The sequence below is a fragment of the Dyella jejuensis genome (assembly GCF_044904675.1).
GTDB lineage: Bacteria > Pseudomonadota > Gammaproteobacteria > Xanthomonadales > Rhodanobacteraceae > Dyella_B > Dyella_B jejuensis.
Window position 1 is genome coordinate 178,045 of the sequence record NZ_JADIKJ010000015.1, and the last position, 16,089, is coordinate 194,133.

Here is a 16,089-nt window from a genome sequence, read left to right on the forward strand (position 1 = left end):
ATGCTACGCAGGCGGCATGATGACCAGAAGGCTCGCAGAGTGTGTTGTGCGGCGCCGGGAAGACTGGCCGTCTTGCCAAGCCGCGCGGCGCACTCTGCGTGCCTTCTGGTCATCACCCCATCGCTTTAAATTCAACATGTTGGGGCCAGCTCTGTCTGTCCGCATCCCTGCGGTCCGTCGTCTCGACAGACTCCTCAAAGCCGGGTACATCCATGTACCCTCCCCGCGCGTGCGCCGACGAACCTATGGTCTGCGAACAGACAGAGCTGGTGACGCCTGCGTAGCATGGATCAGAGCATCCCTACCGGGCGGTGGCCTTGACCGCTTCGAGCGCCTTGGCCAGTCGCTTGGCCGACACCGGCTCGGCCGTTTTCAGTTCCTGCGCGAACAGCGACACCCGCCATTCTTCGATCAGCCAGCGCAACTCATCCAGGCCGCCGTCGCCGGCCGCGCGATGCTTGAGGTAATCGCGCCAGTAAGGCAACACTTGCAGCATGCGCTGCTGGTCCTTGGCCGGATCCTGGCGCAGACGTTCGGCGCGCAGGCGCATGGCTTTCAGGTAACGGGGCACATGCGCCAACCGCGACATCAACCCTTCGCGCAGGAAGCCCGGCTCGAGCAGCGCATCGAGCTGCTCATGCAAATCGTCGTAGCTGGCGCGCGCAAATCCCATCAGTGGCGGCTGCAACCAGGGCTTGAGCTCGGCCTGGGCGTCGATGATCGGTTCGGCCAGCTTCAACCGCTGCACCGCGGCGGCAAACAGTTCTCGCGCCGCATGCGTGCGCAGCATGTCGAACGCAGCGGCGCTGCGCGCGTTCAGATCCTGCGTGGCAAGCCAATCGTTGAAGCCGCCTTCGACGAGGTCTTCGCGCAGGCCATCGATGCTGCCCAGCGGGGCGTATTTCAGCGACAGGGCATTGGCGATCGGCAACCGCCGGCGCGCCTGTTTCAGGTCGCTGGCCAGGGCATGGCGCAGCAGACGCTGCACGCCCCGGACATGCTCGGCCAGGGCTTCGTCGCGGCGCTCGAACACGCGCAAGGCGACGGCGTCGCCCAGATCCACCAGCGCGGGGAAAGCCAGCAGGCCGCCTTCCGAACGGACCTGCTCGGGTATCTCTTCGAAATCCCATTGCGTAACGTCTTCGCGAGTCAGTTCGATATCGGTCTTGCGCGAAAAGGCCTCGCGCGCCTGGCCTTCCCATTGGCCGCGCAACGCGGCGAGGTCGCGGCCGGTGGCGAGCGTGCTGCCCTGCCTGCCGTCACGGTCATCATGCAGCCGATAGCGCATGGAGAAGTGCGGCGCAAGTTGCACCGGCGCGAAATCGCCGGCCTCTACGTCCACGCCGGTCGTGCGCCGCAGGAACGCAGCCAAAGCCTTGGCCAACGGTTCGTCGCGTGGCGTTTCGGCTTCGACGAAGGCGCGGGCGAAATCCGGCGCCGGCACGAAGTTGCGGCGCAACGCCTTGGGCAAGCCGCGGATCAGCTCAGCCACTTTGTCGCCGAGCAGGCCGGGTACCAGCCATTCGCAGCGCGCTGCGGGCAAGGCGTTGAGCATCGCCAGCGGCAAATGGAGCGTCACGCCATCGGCCTCGTCGCCGGGAACGAACCGATATTCGAGCCGATAGCGCTGCGGCGGCATATCGAGCGAAGACGGAAACGCCTTCGGATCGAGTCCGGTGCCACCGACCATCACATCGTCGATGGACCAGCGCAACGCAGCCTGCTCGGCAGGGCGCGCACTGCGATACCAGGCGTCCAGGGCGCGACTGCCGGCAATGTCCTCGGGCAGCTTGCCGCGAAAGAAATCCACCAGTTCGTCTTCGTGCCGGATCAATCCCTCGCGCCGCTGGCGGGCTTCGATGCCCTGCGCGTCCTGCAACACGCGCTGATTGGCGCGCACGAAGTCGGCGCGCGCCTCGATATCGCCGCGCGCCAGCGCCTCGCGCAGGAAAATCTCATGCGCCAGGGCTGGATCCTGGTGCTGGAACGTCACCGCCCGGCGCTCGACCAATACCAGGCCGAACAGGCTGACCTGCTCGTAGGCAACCACCGTGCCGCGCTTGCGCGACCAATGCGCTTCCCGGCAAGTGCTGCGCAACAGGTGCGCGGCTTGCTGCTCGATCCACGCCGGCTCGACGCGGGCGCACATCATGCCCCACACGCGACCGCCGATATCGAGGATCTGCGCCGCGAAGATCCAGTTCGGCGGAGACTTGGCCAGCGCCGAACCGGGGAATACCTGGAAGCGGCGTTCGCGCGTGCCGCGGTAGACGCCCTTCTCGTCTTTATGGCCGACCTGGGTAGGCAGTCCGGCCAGCAAGCTGCGGTGGACCGATTCATAGAGACGCTCCGCCTCGCCATCGCCCCCTGGAGTGAGGGGCCGGGGCTTGCCATCACTCCCTCTCCCCTCCGGGGTGAGGGGCCGGGGCTTGCGGGAAAGATCATCGATGCGGACTTTTTCAGGCCCTTTCGACAGGGCGCCCGCCACACCGCGCAAGGCCGGCCGCTCATCCCGCCCTTCTCCCCGGAGGGGAGAAAGAGAATGGCTTTCCCGCAGGCCAGAAGAAGCGGCAAGACGCCACCCCAACTCCTGTACCACCAGCAACAACTGCCGATGCAGCTCGCGCCATTCGCGCATGCGCAGGAAGCTCAAAAAATGCCGCGTGCACCAATCGCGCAGCTTCGACTGTGTCAGTTCCTCATGCGCGCTGTCGTATTCGCGCCACAGGTTGAGCACCCCCACGATGTCCGACTTCGGATCGGCAAACGCCGCATGCGCCGCATCGGCTTGCTGTCGCGCATCAGCGGGACGTTCGCGCGGATCCTGGATACTGAGGAAGGCAACCACCACCAACAACTCGCGCAGGCTGCCCAGTTTCTGCGCCTCGACCAGCATGCGCGCCAATTGCACGTCGATCGGCAAGCGGGCCAGCGTGCGGCCAGTCGGCGTGAGCTTGCGTCCATCATCGATGGCACCGATTTCCGCCAGGCGTCGATAGCCATCCGCCACCACCCGCGGATCGGGCGCCTCGAGGAACGGAAATTCATCCACTTCGCCCAGTTGCAGCGCCAGCATGCGCAGGATCACGTTGGCGAGCGAGGAGCGCAGCAGTTCCGGATCGGTATAGGCGACGCGGGCGGCGTAATCGGCTTCGTCATACAGGCGATAGCAGATACCCGGCCCCACCCGGCCACAGCGTCCTTTGCGTTGGTCGGCGGCCGCCCGCGAGATGGGTTCCACGTGCAGGCGTTCGAGCTGGCTGCGCTGGCTGTAGCGCTTCACGCGCGCCGTGCCGGTATCGATCACGTAGCGGATGCGCGGCACCGTCAGCGAGGTTTCGGCCACGTTGGTGGCCAGTACCACGCGCCGCTTGCTGCCCGGCTTGAACACGCGATCCTGCTCGTTCGCGGAAAGCCGCGCATACAGGGCGAGGATTTCCGTCTCGCGATATTGCCGGCGCGACAACGCAAGATGCGCATCGCGGATCTCGCGCTCACCGGGCATGAACACCAGGATGTCGCCGCGCGGGTCGTCGTGAGTGATTTCGTCCAGCACCGCGGCGACGTGCTCGGCACTGCCCTGTTGCAGCTCGCCGCTGCGCTGGTGGCGACGTGCGGCGACCTCGTCCACGGAACGCCAGCGCACTTCCACGGGATAGGTGCGTCCCTCCACCGATACCACCGGCGCGTTGCCGAAATGTTCGGCGAAGCGCGCGGTATCGATGGTGGCCGACGTGACGATGATCTTCAGTTCCGGCCGCCTGGCCGCCAGCCGCTTGAGGTAGCCCAGCAGAAAATCGATGTTGAGGCTGCGCTCGTGCGCTTCATCGATGATGAGGGTGTCGTAGGCCGACAGCCACGGATCGCCCTGGGTCTCGGCGAGCAGGATGCCATCGGTCATGAACTTGATCAGGCTCTGCTCGGAGACCTGATCGGTAAAGCGCACCTGGAAGCCGACCTGGTCGCCCAACTGCGTGCCCAGTTCCTCCGCTACGCGGCGCGCCACCGAACGCGCGGCCAGGCGACGCGGCTGGGTGCAGCCGATCAGGCCCGCTTCGCCGCGGCCGGCAGCCAGGCACAGCTTGGGCAGCTGGGTGGTCTTGCCCGAACCGGTTTCGCCCGCGATCACCACGACCTGGTGCTCGCCGATCAGCTTGATGATTTCATCGGCGCGCGCCGTGATCGGCAGCGCTTCGTCCAGCCGGATCGTCGGCTTGCTTTGGGCGCGCCGCTGCCGCCGCTCGGCGGAGGCGGCAATGTCGGCGGCCAGCGCCGCGAGCTTGCCCGGGTCCGGGCGGCGCGACAGGCCGCGCCAGCGGCCCAGCAATCGACCGAAATCGCGGCTGGAGACTGCGTCCAGTGACTGGCGCAAGCTGCGCAGGCGGACTTCCGGAGTAACGGCGGGGGTATCGGGTTTGGTAGGACTCATGCAGGCGTACATGATAGCTGCTGGCTATCGCCGGCATCGGCATATTGCATTTCCACGGCGACGACCGCGTGGGTAAGCTCGGACGGACTACCGCCCCCCTCTTCAAGGAGCTCCACCATGGCCACCAGCATCGGCATCGCCAGGAAGGATCGCGAGGCCGTCGCCAGGCAGCTATCCAAGCTGCTCGCCGACACCTACTCGCTGTACCTGAAAACCCACAGCTTCCACTGGAACGTGACCGGGCCGCATTTCAACAGCCTGCACGCGATGTTCGAAACGCAATACAACGAACTGTGGCTGGCGGCGGATGAAGTGGCCGAGCGCATCCGCACACTGGATGTGTTCGCCCCCGGCTCGTACAGCCAGTTCGGCAAGCTCACCGCCATCAAGGAAGAATCCGACGTACCCGACTGGAAAGACATGGTCGGGCAACTGGTCACCGGCCACGAGATTGCCGCGACGACCGCGCGCGAGGTGATCAAGAGCGCCGACGCGGCAGGCGACGAAGGCACCGCCGACATCGTTACCGGCCGCCTGAAGGAACACGAGAAGACCGCCTGGATGCTGCGCTCGTTATTGAAGTGACCGGCGCGGGACGAGACGCACATGGCGCAATCAGGCCCCGGCGCAAGTCTCGCGCCGGGGCCTGCTCGTCCTTTACCGTTTCTCATCGATCGCGTGCCGCGGAGAAAATTTCCGGCCATCTTCTTCCCCGATGCCATGGCCCTGACCTTGCGCTGACCGCTACGGGCGCAATTTATTGAGCCCACTACCGTTAATTGGTTAAGCTCCGTGAGCTTCATGCGCCTCGTGAGAGGTGACTTACGGGGACTTTCTTGAGCGCCAGACCCAACCAACCAAAAACCAGGCTATCGGTATTCACCGCCATTGTGCTGGCGCTCGTGGTCGCCGCGCTGAACATCGGCCTGTGGTGGTGGGGCAATCTCCCGCATGGCCCGGACGATTGGCACGGGCAGATCAATGGCTTCTCGGTCTCGCTGTTCCAGCGCTACCAGAACCCGTTCAACCAGGATTTCCCCAGCGACGACCAGATCGATGGCGATCTCAAGCTGTTGCGCCGCTATACCGGCCGCATCCGCACCTATTCCACGCTGATCAATCCGCAGGTCTACCGCCTGGCCCAGAAGGAAGGGCTGAAGGTGATGGCCGGTACGCAGATCGATACGCGCATCGATAACAACGAGAAAGAGATGCAGGCGCTGGTCGCCCTCGCCCATCGCTATCCGGACACGATCGAGCGCGTGCTGGTGGGCAACGAGGTACTGTTCCGCAACGACCTGCCCCTCGACAAGGTCATCACGTACCTCGACCGGGCGCGCGCGCATATCCGCCAGCCGGTGTCGATCGCCGAACCGGACTACATCTGGCTGAAGTATCCGGAACTGGCCGATCACGTGGATTTCATCACCATCCACCTGTTCCCGTTCTGGAACGGCCTGCCGGTATCCAGCGACGAGCGCAAGTCCGTTGCGCTGCAAGCGGCCGAGGGCGCCTACCAGTCCATCCGGCAACGCTTTCCGACCAAGCACATAGTGGTCGGCGAGGTGGGCTGGCCCTCCAATGGCGATCGCCGCGAGCGGGCCTATCCGTCGATTTCCAATGAGGCCATCTTCGATCGCGAATGGCTGATCTGGGCCAAGCAGAACAACGTCGACTATTACCTGTTCGAAGCCTTCGACCAACCCTGGAAGGAAGGGCTCGGCGAAGGCCGAACCGGCGCCTACTGGGGCATTTTCAACGCCGACCGCCAGCTGAAATTCCCGTTCACCGGCCCGGTGACGGAAGACACCGGCTGGCCATGGAAGGCGATCGCCGCCAGCTTGCTGGCGCTGATCCCGATGGTGTGGTTCGGCATCCGCTTCGGCCGCTTCAGGCTGACCGGGCGGCTGTTCTTCGACGTATTGATCCAGCTGGCCTGCGGACTGATCGTGTGGTCGGTGACACTGCCGTTCAATTTCTACCTCGACTGGGTCGACTGGAGCATGCTGGTGCTGCTGTTCCCCGCGCAGGTGGCGATCCTGGCGATCCTGCTGATCAACGGCTTCGAATTCACCGAAGTGCTGTGGCGGCGCGACTGGATGCGCCATGCCGGCATGCTGCCGCCCGATCCGGTCGAAAAGCAGCCGTTCGTTTCCATCCACTTGGCCTGCTACAACGAGCCGCCGGAGATGGTGATCATCACGCTCGATTCACTGGCGGCGCTCGACTACCAGAACTTCGAAGTGCTGGTGATCGACAACAACACCAAGGATCCGGCCACCTGGAAGCCGGTGCAGGCATACTGCGAGCAGCTCGGCAAGCGCTTCCGCTTCTTCCATCTCGAGCCGTGGCCGGGCTTCAAGGCCGGCGCGCTGAATTTCGGCTTGAAGGAAACCGATCCGCGCGCCGACGTGGTGGCGGTGATCGATGCCGACTATGAAGTGCGCGCCGATTGGCTGGCCACGCTCACCGGCTATTTCCACGACCCGAAGGTGGCCGTGGTGCAGTGCCCGCAGGCGCACCGCGACTTCGAGCACAACCGTTTCCGCCGCATGACCGCGTGGGAATACGACGGCTTCTTCCGCATCGGCATGCACCATCGCAACGAGCGCAACGCCATCATCCAGCACGGCACCATGACCATGGTGCGGCGTTCCGCGCTGGAAGGCACCGGCGGCTGGTCGGAATGGACCATCTGCGAAGACGCCGAGCTGGGCCTGCGCCTGATGCATGCCGGCTACGAGCTGGTCTATGTCGACGAGCTGATGGGCAAGGGCCTCACCCCGGCCGACTTCAAGGCCTACAAGAGCCAGCGCTACCGCTGGGCCTTCGGCGCCATGCAGATCCTCAAGGGTCGCTGGAGCTGGATGGTGAAGAAAGGCCCGCTCAGCAGCGGCCAGCGTTTCCACTTCCTCACCGGCTGGTTCAGCTGGTTCGCCGACGCGCTGCACCTGATCTTCACCCTGATGGCGATCTTCTGGACTGCCGGCATGGTGGGCTTGCCGCAGATTTTCAGCCTGCCGATGCAGCTGTTCCTGATCCCGGTGATCGGCTTCTTCTTCGCCAAGGCGATCTTCGGTTTCGTGCTCTATCGCGCGCGCGTTCCCTGCGGTTGGTACGACACCCTCATGGCCTCCGTCGCCAGCATGGGCCTGAGCCACGCCATCGCGCGCGGCATCCTGCACGGGCTCACGCGCGAGAAGACCTCGTTCGTGGTGACCGCCAAGAGCCGGCGCATGGGCGAGAGCAATTTCGCCGCCTTCGCGCCGGTACGCGAGGAAATGCTGATGTTCCTCGCGCTGGTGCTGTGCATTGTCGGCATGGCGATGAGCACCGCTTCGCACTACACCGAAGGCCAGCTGTGGATATTCATCCTGTCCGCGCAGGCCATTCCATATATCTCGGCGCTCGCCGGCGCGTGGATTGCGCACAAGTCAGGCGACAAAGCCGGCTGAACCTTCGTAGCCCTCTCCAACATCGCGCATAGCCTGGCCCTCTCCCCGCCGGGGAGAGGGTTTGGGTGAGGGGCCAATCTTGCGCAGCCATCTCCTGCAAAGCACGCTTCGATACATCAAAGTGCAAAAGCACCCCTCACCTCGATCCTCTCCCCGGCGGGGAGAGGAAGAAGGACAGCCCAGCCCTCTCTCCGCTGGGGAGAGAGAAAGCGCAGCACGCAATGCCTGCCCTCTCCCTCCGGGGAGAGGGTTGGGTGAGGGGCCAATCTTGCGCAGCCGTCTCCTGCAAAGCGCGCTTCGATACATCAAAGTGCAAAAGCACCCCTCACCTCGATCCTCTCCCCGGCGGGGAGAGGAAGTAGAACAGCGCGCAAAACCTGACCCTCTCCCCTCCGGGGAGAGGAAGAAGAGCAGCACCTTTCCGCCAAGCAGGCGAACGCAAGAACTACATCATCCATAAGAGCAGGCTTAATGCGCCGTGCACCCGCTACTCGCTAAGCTGCGACTTGCGATGCCAAGTTGAGGATGGAACCCTGACGCATGCGCCGGAGCCGTTGCTGCCTGAGCCTGCTCACCTTGCTGCTGATCCCCGCGTTGAGCCATGCGGGGGTGCAGCTGGTCGTGGACGGTGTGGACGATCCGCTCAAGGGTGCGGTCATCGCCGGCGTCAGCCTCTCGCAATACGCCACGCGCACGGTCAGCGAAGCGCAAGTGCGGCGCCTGGCCGATCGCGCCGACGCCCAGGTCGGCACGGCCTTGCAGCCTTACGGCTATTACGAGGCCCATGCTTCGAACAAGGTGGAACAGGCCGGCAAGGATTGGCGCGTCACGCTGCACGTGGTGCCGGGCGCGCCGGTCATGGTCACCTCGGTCGATATCAAGCTCGATGCCAACGCCGCAAAGCTGCGCCCCATCCAGGCCGCGCGCCGCGGCATCGAAAAACTCAAAGGCGAGCGCCTGCAGGATGAAGCCTACGATTCGGCCCGTGACGCGCTAAGCACCGCGCTCGCCGCCAACGGCTACCTCGACGCCAAGCTCACCGTGCACCGCGTCGAAGTGAATCGCGGCGAACACAGCGCCGCGGTACACCTGGCCTGGAGCGCGGGACGCCGTTACCGCTATGGGCAGGTGCTCTTCCAGGGCTCCCAGTTCGAGCAGGGTTTCCTGCAGCGCTACGTACCGTTCAAGCAAGGCGATTATTTCGACCAGAACCAGATCCTGAAACTGCAGCAGGCGCTCAACGGCGCCGATTACTTCTCGGTGGTCAACGTGATGCCGCAGATCGACACCGCCAGGCAAGGCATCGTCGATATCAAGGTCGAACTGGCGCCGGCCAAGCGCACCATCTATACCAGCGGACTGTTCATCGGCACCGACACCGGCTTCGGCGTGCGCGGCGGCGTGGAGCAACGGTGGATCAATCGATACGGCCACAAGTGGAAGAACGACGTCGTCATCGCACAGCGCCTGAAAACCATCTCCAGCCAATACACCATTCCATTAGCCGGCGATAACGAGCGCAGCCTCAATTTCGGCGCCACTTACCGTGATGCGAACACTGTCACCTCGCAGGCGCGCACGCTGGAACTGGTCGCCAACGAAAGCGAGCTGTGGCACGACTGGGTACGCACCGTCGGCGTGCATGGGCTGACCGGCACCTTCGACGTCGGCAAGACCCCGGACGAACCGGAAAGCACCCCCGGCGTCGAGCACGGCAGCAGCACCCTGGTCTATGTGGAAGGTTCGCTGGCGCGCAAGCAGGCCGACAATCCGGACTTCGTGCACCGTGGCTGGTCGATCAGCCTGGATGCGCGCAGCACCGCTGGCGACCTGCTGTCCTCCGCGCGCTTCAGCGAAGTGACCGTGGATGCGAAATGGATTCGCGCGTTCTGGCGCAACAATCGGCTGATCCTGCGTGGCAGCATCGGCCATGTCTGGACCGACAACTTCGACGCCCTGCCGCCGCAGCTCCGTTTCTTCGCCGGCGGCGATCAGTCCGTCCGCGGCTACTCTTTTCAATCGATCGGCCCGGAGAACAGTTACGGCCGCGTAATCGGCGGCAACAGCCTGGTGATCGCCAGCGCCACGGTGGAACACTATTTCACCCCGCACTGGGGCGTTGCCACGTTTATCGACGCCGGCAATGCCTTCAACGGCACCAACGTGCAGCCGAAGCTCGGCACCGGCGTCGGAGTACGCTGGCGCTCGCCGGTCGGCCTGATCCGTGTCGACCTGGGCACGCCGGTCAACGATGCGCAGCGCCATGGTGTCGAGCTGCATCTTGTTATTGGCCCGGATCTTTAACGTGCGGCGTAGCTATTCCACATCGCTGCGTAGGCGCCCTCTCCCCGGAGGAGAGAGGGCTATACGCTTTGCCGCCTCTCCCCGCTGCGCGCAAGGGTCGCCGCATGGGCTCCCTCTCCCCTTCGGGGAGAGGGTTGGGGTGAGGGGCCGGGGCTCGCATAGAACGACGCCTCTAGCGACCCGATCCCGCAAGGAACGCGCACAAGACAGGATGCCTCTCCGCAAGATTGGCCCCTCACCCAACCCTCTCCCCGGAGGGGAGAGGGCTATACGCTTTGTCTCCTCTCCCCGCTTCACGCAAGGGTCGCCGCATGGGCTCCCTCTCCCCTTCGGGGAGAGGGTTGGGGTGAGGGGCCGGGGCTTGCGTAGAACGACGCTTCTTGCGATCCGATCCCGCAAGGAACGCGCACAAGACAGGATGCCTCTCCGCAAGATTGGCCCCTCACCCAACCCTCTCCCCGGAGGGGAGAGGGCTATACGCTTTGTGCGCTGGTCTAATGGTTTCGGACAGCTCGATAGGGGAAACTTCCCCCACGAGACCGGAACGATATGAAATCTCCTCGACGTCATTTTGATACTGCTTTCAAGCTGCAAGTAGTCCAGATGATCCGCGACCAAGGCCTGAACGTTGGCCAGGTGTGTCGCGATCTGAATCTGGTCGATAGCGCTGTGCGCCGTTGGTTGGCGCAATACGAGGCCGAGCGTGCCGGTGGCCCCGGGTTGGGCAAGCCACTGACGTCCGAGCAGCAACGCATCCGCGAACTGGAAGCGGAGAACCGTCGTTTGCGTGAGGACAACACGCTGCTAAAAAAAGCATCGGCCTTCTTCGCCCGGGAACTGAAGTGATCCATCGGCTGATCGATCAGGGGCAGAAGGAGGCCACGGTGTCGCGCTGGTGCCGATTGCTGGAGGTCAGTCGCTCGGGGTTCTACAGCGCCCGCCGACAGCGACAGACGCCGAAAAGGGCCTGCGGGCAAAGCACGGCATTGAAGGCCGCCTACCTGGCCAGTGGTGGCAACTACGGCAGTCGGCGGCTGGCCGCCACGTTGCGTGGCCAGGGGTTCACCGTGGGGCGTTATCGCGTACGACGGCTGATGCGCCAGCATGGCCTGCGTGCGCGCTGGAAGCGCAAGTTCGTCCACACCACCCACAGCCGCCATGGCTTGCCGGTGGCCGATAACCTGTTGCAGCGACAGTTCCGGCCCGCCGCCGCCAACCAGGCGTGGGTGGCGGACATCACCTACGTGCGTACGCGCGCCGGCTGGCTTTATCTGGCTGCGGTGATGGATCTGTTCTCGCGCAAGATCGTCGGCTGGGCCATGGCGGCGCACATGCAAGCTGAGCTGGTGTGCCAGGCCTTGGGCAAGGCCATTGCCTCCCGCCGTCCCCAGTCCGGCCTGGTGGTCCATACCGATCGCGGCAGCCAGTATGCCGGCGCCGCTCACCGCGCCTTGCTCGCCCGTCACGGCCTGATCGCCAGCATGAGCCGCAAAGGCAACTGTTGGGACAACGCGGTCATGGAACGCTTCTTCCTGAACCTCAAGATGGAGCGCGTCTGGCAGCGTGATTACGCCAACCATGCCGAGGCCATCGGCGACATCAACGATTACATCGTCAACTTCTACAACGCGACTCGACTGCACTCCACCTTGGGCTACCGCTCTCCCAACGAAGTCGAGCGGCTCGCTGCATGACATGCCCTATCGGCGTGTCCGAAATTACTTGACCACGACATCGCCGCCTCTTCCCGCTTCACGCAAGAGTCGCCGCATGGGCTCCCTCTCCCCTTCGGGGAGAGGGCTACTTGCTTTGCTTCCTCTCCCCCGAAGGAGAGAAGGCTACGTGCTTTGCTCCTCTTCCCTTCCGGAAAGGGAGTGGCACGTTGCGTGCCTGAAATGATGGAAGCTCGATAAAATGGATCCAGTGAACACCTCAACTCAGGCAACCAAGCGTCCGCGCCGTCGCTGGCTGGGCCGGCTTGGTCTTATGTTGCTGGTGATCATCGTACTGATTGCCGGCGGTCTCAGCTGGCTGCTGGCTACTGGAGCCGGCTTGCGCTTCGCCCTGGCGCAGACGGAAAACCTCACGCATGGCGCACTGCACGTACAAGATGCGCGAGGCCGCCTGATCGGCCCGCTCGATATCGGCGCACTGCGGTACCACGACGGCGAAGGCCTCGATGTGCGTATCGCCGCCGTGCATCTGGATTGGCGCGTCGGCCAGTTGCTGTACAAGCGCCTGCATCTTGTCGACCTGCGCGTCGCGCGCGTTGAGGTGGCATTGCCGGAATCGCAGGAAAGCACTTCATCGTCCAACAGTTTTTCGCTGAAGCCCCCGATCGCGCTGATGCTCGATGACGTGCATGTCGGCCCCGTGGCGATCAGCCAGGACGGCAAGCCGCTGTTCGCTTCCGATCAACTCGATCTTGCCGGCAGTTGGACCAATCGTGGCTTTGATATCGCAAAACTGGCGTTGCGTTCGCCAGAGGGCCATATCGATCTCAATGGCCGGCTCGGCTTTGGCCGCAATTACCGCGGCCAGGGTCACGCACAGGCGCAATGGAAATTCGGCGATACCGACTACGTTGGCACCATCGATGCCCAAGGCGACGGCCGCAACGCACAACTGAAGCTCGCGCTTTCACAGCCCATGCTCGCGCAACTCCAGCTCGACCTGGACCAACGCAAGGACAACGCCTGGACCGCGCAACTCGACGTACCCGCCTTCGATCCCGCGCCGTTGCTCGGCGACAGTTCGCTCAAACAGCTCGGCGCGCACCTGCACGGCAGCGGCGACCAGTATCACGGCACGGTCAATGGCCAGCTGCAACTCAACAGCTATCAGTTATCGCTGCAACCCTTGCAGGCAAGCCTCGACAAGGATTTCAAAACGCTCACCCTGCAACAGCTCCAGCTCGCTTCGCCACAGGTCAAAGGCCAGCTCAACGCGGCCGGCAGCGTGCAACTGGATGCCCATCCGCTCAGCGCCGACCTGACTCTCGATTGGAGCAATCTCCAATTGCCGCCGTCCCTGGTCGGCCAGGTACTCGACAGCCAGGGGCGCCTGATCGCCAAAGGCAGCGCGGAGCATTATCACGCCGAAGGCGATATCAGCATCGGGCCGCCGGGCAAGCTGGCGAAACTCGCGCTCAACCTGGATGGCACGCCGCAACAGATTCAGCTGCATACGCTTAGCTTGTTGCAGCCGCAGGGACGCTTCACGGCCAGCGGCGCGTTGACCTTGCAGCCCGACCTCGCATGGCAATTACAAACGAATGCAGACAAGTTCAATCCGGGCCTGTTGTTCGCCGGCTGGGACGGTACGCTCGACGCCGATTTCGCCACGCAAGGCAAGCTCACCAGGAACGCGCCGGATGTGACGCTCGATTTGCGCAAGCTTGCCGGGCAACTGCGCCAGCGTCCGCTGCACGGCAACGGGCATCTGCACCTGGCTCCGAATGAGGTACTCGACGGTTCGCTCGACGTAGCCTCCGGCAACAGCACCGTGACCTTGCTCGCGCGAGCCGGTGACAGCAACGACGCCAACGTCACGCTGGCCATCGCCTCGCTGGGCGACTGGCTGCCGCAATCCAGCGGACAACTCCATGGCGCATTCCGCGTGCGCGGCAAGCTGCCGAAGCTGGCGGTCAACGGCGAGTTGCAAGGCCTGGCGTGGGTGTACCAGCAACAAACCATCCAGCAGCTGAGTTTGCAGGCCGATATTCCCGACATCAGCCATCCGGGCGGCAAGCTCGCGCTGGATGCATCCGGCGCCAAGCTGGGTGGATTGGCATTTCGCGCCATACGCCTCAACGCCCAAGGCACGTCCGCGCAACATCAACTGACCCTGGACGCGCAAGGCGAACAGCTCTCCACCGACCTTCGTCTCAACGGCGCGATGAAGGGCAACAACTGGAGCGGCACACTGTCCGCGCTCACCCTGGATGTGCACGGCTTGCCGCGCTGGCGCCTGCAACAGGCGACCCGCCTGGGCTGGAACGATGGCAAGGCAAGTATCGGCGAGCTATGCCTGACCGCCGGCGATCCCCTCCTCTGCGTCAGCGGCGATCACGATCAGGCCGGCAATCTCGATGTCAATTATCGGCTGCATGCAGTGCCGCTCACATTGGTCATGGATGCCGCCGGTGATGCCGACATGCCGGTGAGCGCCGAGGGTCTGCTCGAAGGCAGCGGCAAGCTGCATCGCAATGCCGCCGGCGTATTGACCGGCACTGCGACGATCACCTCGCCGGAAGGACGCTTTACCTACAACGAACACCCCGAGCAGCCGGCCCTTACCTACCGCGGGCTCGCCGTCGACGCCACGCTCGCGCCGGGCAACCAGCAAGTCACGCTGCGCGCGGACATCGACGGGCATGGCCAATTGCAAGGCCATGCCAGCATCACCGGAGCGCAGCAAATACTGGCCGGCCAGCTTGGCCTGCACCTGGACAACCTCGGCATCATCAACCTCTTCACCGACGCGCTGGCAAACGTAAAAGGCCGTCTGGACGGCCAATTCATGCTGGGTGGCACGCTCAACGAACCGACAGTGAGCGGCCAGGCCGAGGTCGCCGGCTTCGCCGCCGAAGTGCCGGATGCCGGGCTCAAGCTCAGCGAAGGCAAGCTTTCCATCAGCGCGGCGAACACGCACACGCTGCGGATCGATGGCAGCGTGCAATCCGGCAAGGGCACGCTGACCATCCAGGGCACCGGCGCCCTGGATGCGCAAACCCCCAGCAGCATCGCGATCAAAGGCAGCCAGTTCACCGCGGTCGATGTGCCCGCGGCGAAAGTCATCATTTCGCCCGATGTGCTGGTGCGCCACGACGCGCAGGGCCTTGACGCGACCGGCACGGTGCGGCTCGACAGCGCGGACGTCAACCTCGATAAATTGCCGGGCGGCGGCGGCGCCAAGGCATCGCCCGATATCGTCATCGTCGACCAAGCGCAGCCGCCGCCCAACAGCGGGCCGACGCCGATCGTCGCCTCGATCAAGGTCGACCTCGGCCAGCGCACCCATTTGACCGGCATGGGGCTCGACGGACACCTCACCGGCGTGCTCACGGTCGACGAACGCCCGGGTCGCAACACCACCGGGCAAGGCCAGGTCACGGTCAACGGCACTTACAAAGCCTATGGCCAGAACCTGGATATCCAGCAGGGCCAGCTGCTGTTCGCCAGCACGCCGATCGACAATCCCGGCTTGAATATTCGCGCCGTGCGCAGCCTCACGCCCACCGCCACCATCGATGAAGGCCAGCAGGTCGGCCTGCAGATCACCGGCACCGCGCAACGGCCGATCCTCACCGTATTCTCCAACCCGGCGATGGACCAGTCCGACGCCTTGTCGTATCTCGTCACCGGCAAGCCGCTGTCGCAGGTCAAGGGCGGTGAAGGCAGCACGGTCAACGCCGCGGCGCAGGCACTCGGCTCGGCCGCCGGCAACCTGCTGGCGAAAAGCGTCGGCAGCAAGATCGGCCTCGACGATATCGGCGTGTCGAGCAACGATGCGCTCAACGGCAGCTCCGCCTTCACCGTGGGCAAATACCTTTCGCCGCGGCTGTATCTCAGCTATGGCGTGGGCCTGTTCGAGCCAGGACAAGTCATCACCCTGCGCTACCGCCTCAGCCGGCGCTGGAATTTCGAAGCGCAGAACGCTACCGACTTCAACCGCGCCAGCATCAATTACCGGATCGAACGGTAAAGGCCAAGGCAAGTGTGCGGCCCGCATTCCTTGCTGCTGGCAACAAGGCTGGCAACACGCCGCATCACGATGGCATGCATACCCCCGTTGCAGCGCAGGCATGCCAGCTCGCACGATTGGCCTGCATGACCGTGGAACAGCGATGGGCTGGCCGCTCCAGCCAACCGCGTGGATACCAAAACTAAAAAAGCCCGG

The 16,089-nt window shown here is 64.2% G+C and carries 6 protein-coding genes; 5 read left to right on the top strand and 1 reads right to left on the bottom strand.

Features of this window, described 5'->3' with window-relative positions:
* Positions 1-301: 301 nt before the first annotated feature.
* A complete protein-coding gene (hrpA, locus tag ISP15_RS14005) occupies positions 302-4,429 on the bottom strand; it encodes an ATP-dependent RNA helicase HrpA (protein ID WP_404548229.1) in 4,128 nt (1,375 codons plus the stop codon).
* Between the two features lie 117 nt (positions 4,430-4,546).
* Here hrpA and ISP15_RS14010 point away from each other — a divergent pair, with 117 nt between their 5' ends.
* The 5 genes from ISP15_RS14010 to ISP15_RS14030 all read left to right on the top strand — a co-directional run bounded on the left by ISP15_RS14010 (position 4,547) and on the right by ISP15_RS14030 (position 15,894).
* On the top strand, positions 4,547-5,014 hold the full coding sequence (locus ISP15_RS14010) for a Dps family protein (RefSeq protein WP_404548230.1): 468 nt from the start codon (positions 4,547-4,549) through the stop codon (positions 5,012-5,014).
* Positions 5,015-5,265: 251 nt separating this feature from the next.
* The gene (locus ISP15_RS14015; RefSeq protein WP_404548231.1) at positions 5,266-7,884 is read left to right on the top strand and encodes a glycosyltransferase; all 2,619 of its coding nucleotides are present in this window, start codon (positions 5,266-5,268) and stop codon (positions 7,882-7,884) included.
* A gap of 540 nt (positions 7,885-8,424) precedes the next feature.
* Complete coding sequence (locus ISP15_RS14020; RefSeq protein WP_404548232.1) at positions 8,425-10,188, top strand: autotransporter assembly complex protein TamA; 1,764 nt, start codon at positions 8,425-8,427, stop codon at positions 10,186-10,188.
* 549 nt (positions 10,189-10,737) lie between these two features.
* Positions 10,738-11,882, top strand: a protein-coding gene (locus ISP15_RS14025; RefSeq protein WP_404548233.1) for an IS3 family transposase whose coding sequence is annotated in 2 segments (ribosomal slippage) — positions 10,738-11,005 and positions 11,005-11,882 — 1,146 coding nt in all. Because the reading frame shifts where the segments join, the coding sequence is not laid out codon by codon here.
* Between the two features lie 220 nt (positions 11,883-12,102).
* Positions 12,103-15,894 carry a translocation/assembly module TamB domain-containing protein gene (locus ISP15_RS14030; RefSeq protein ID WP_404548234.1) on the top strand — a complete coding sequence of 1,264 codons (3,792 nt, stop codon included), beginning with the start codon at positions 12,103-12,105 and terminating at the stop codon, positions 15,892-15,894.
* Positions 15,895-16,089: the final 195 nt, after the last annotated feature.

What these genes read in the sequence shown, in the direction of transcription:
- hrpA (WP_404548229.1), bottom strand. Translation starts at nt 4,429, where the DNA reads ATGAGTCCTACCAAACCCGATACCCCCGCCGTTACTCCGGAAGTCCGC.
- ISP15_RS14010 (WP_404548230.1), top strand. Translation starts at nt 4,547, where the DNA reads ATGGCCACCAGCATCGGCATCGCCAGGAAGGATCGCGAGGCCGTCGCC.
- ISP15_RS14020 (WP_404548232.1), top strand. Translation starts at nt 8,425, where the DNA reads ATGCGCCGGAGCCGTTGCTGCCTGAGCCTGCTCACCTTGCTGCTGATC.
- ISP15_RS14030 (WP_404548234.1), top strand. Translation starts at nt 12,103, where the DNA reads ATGGATCCAGTGAACACCTCAACTCAGGCAACCAAGCGTCCGCGCCGT.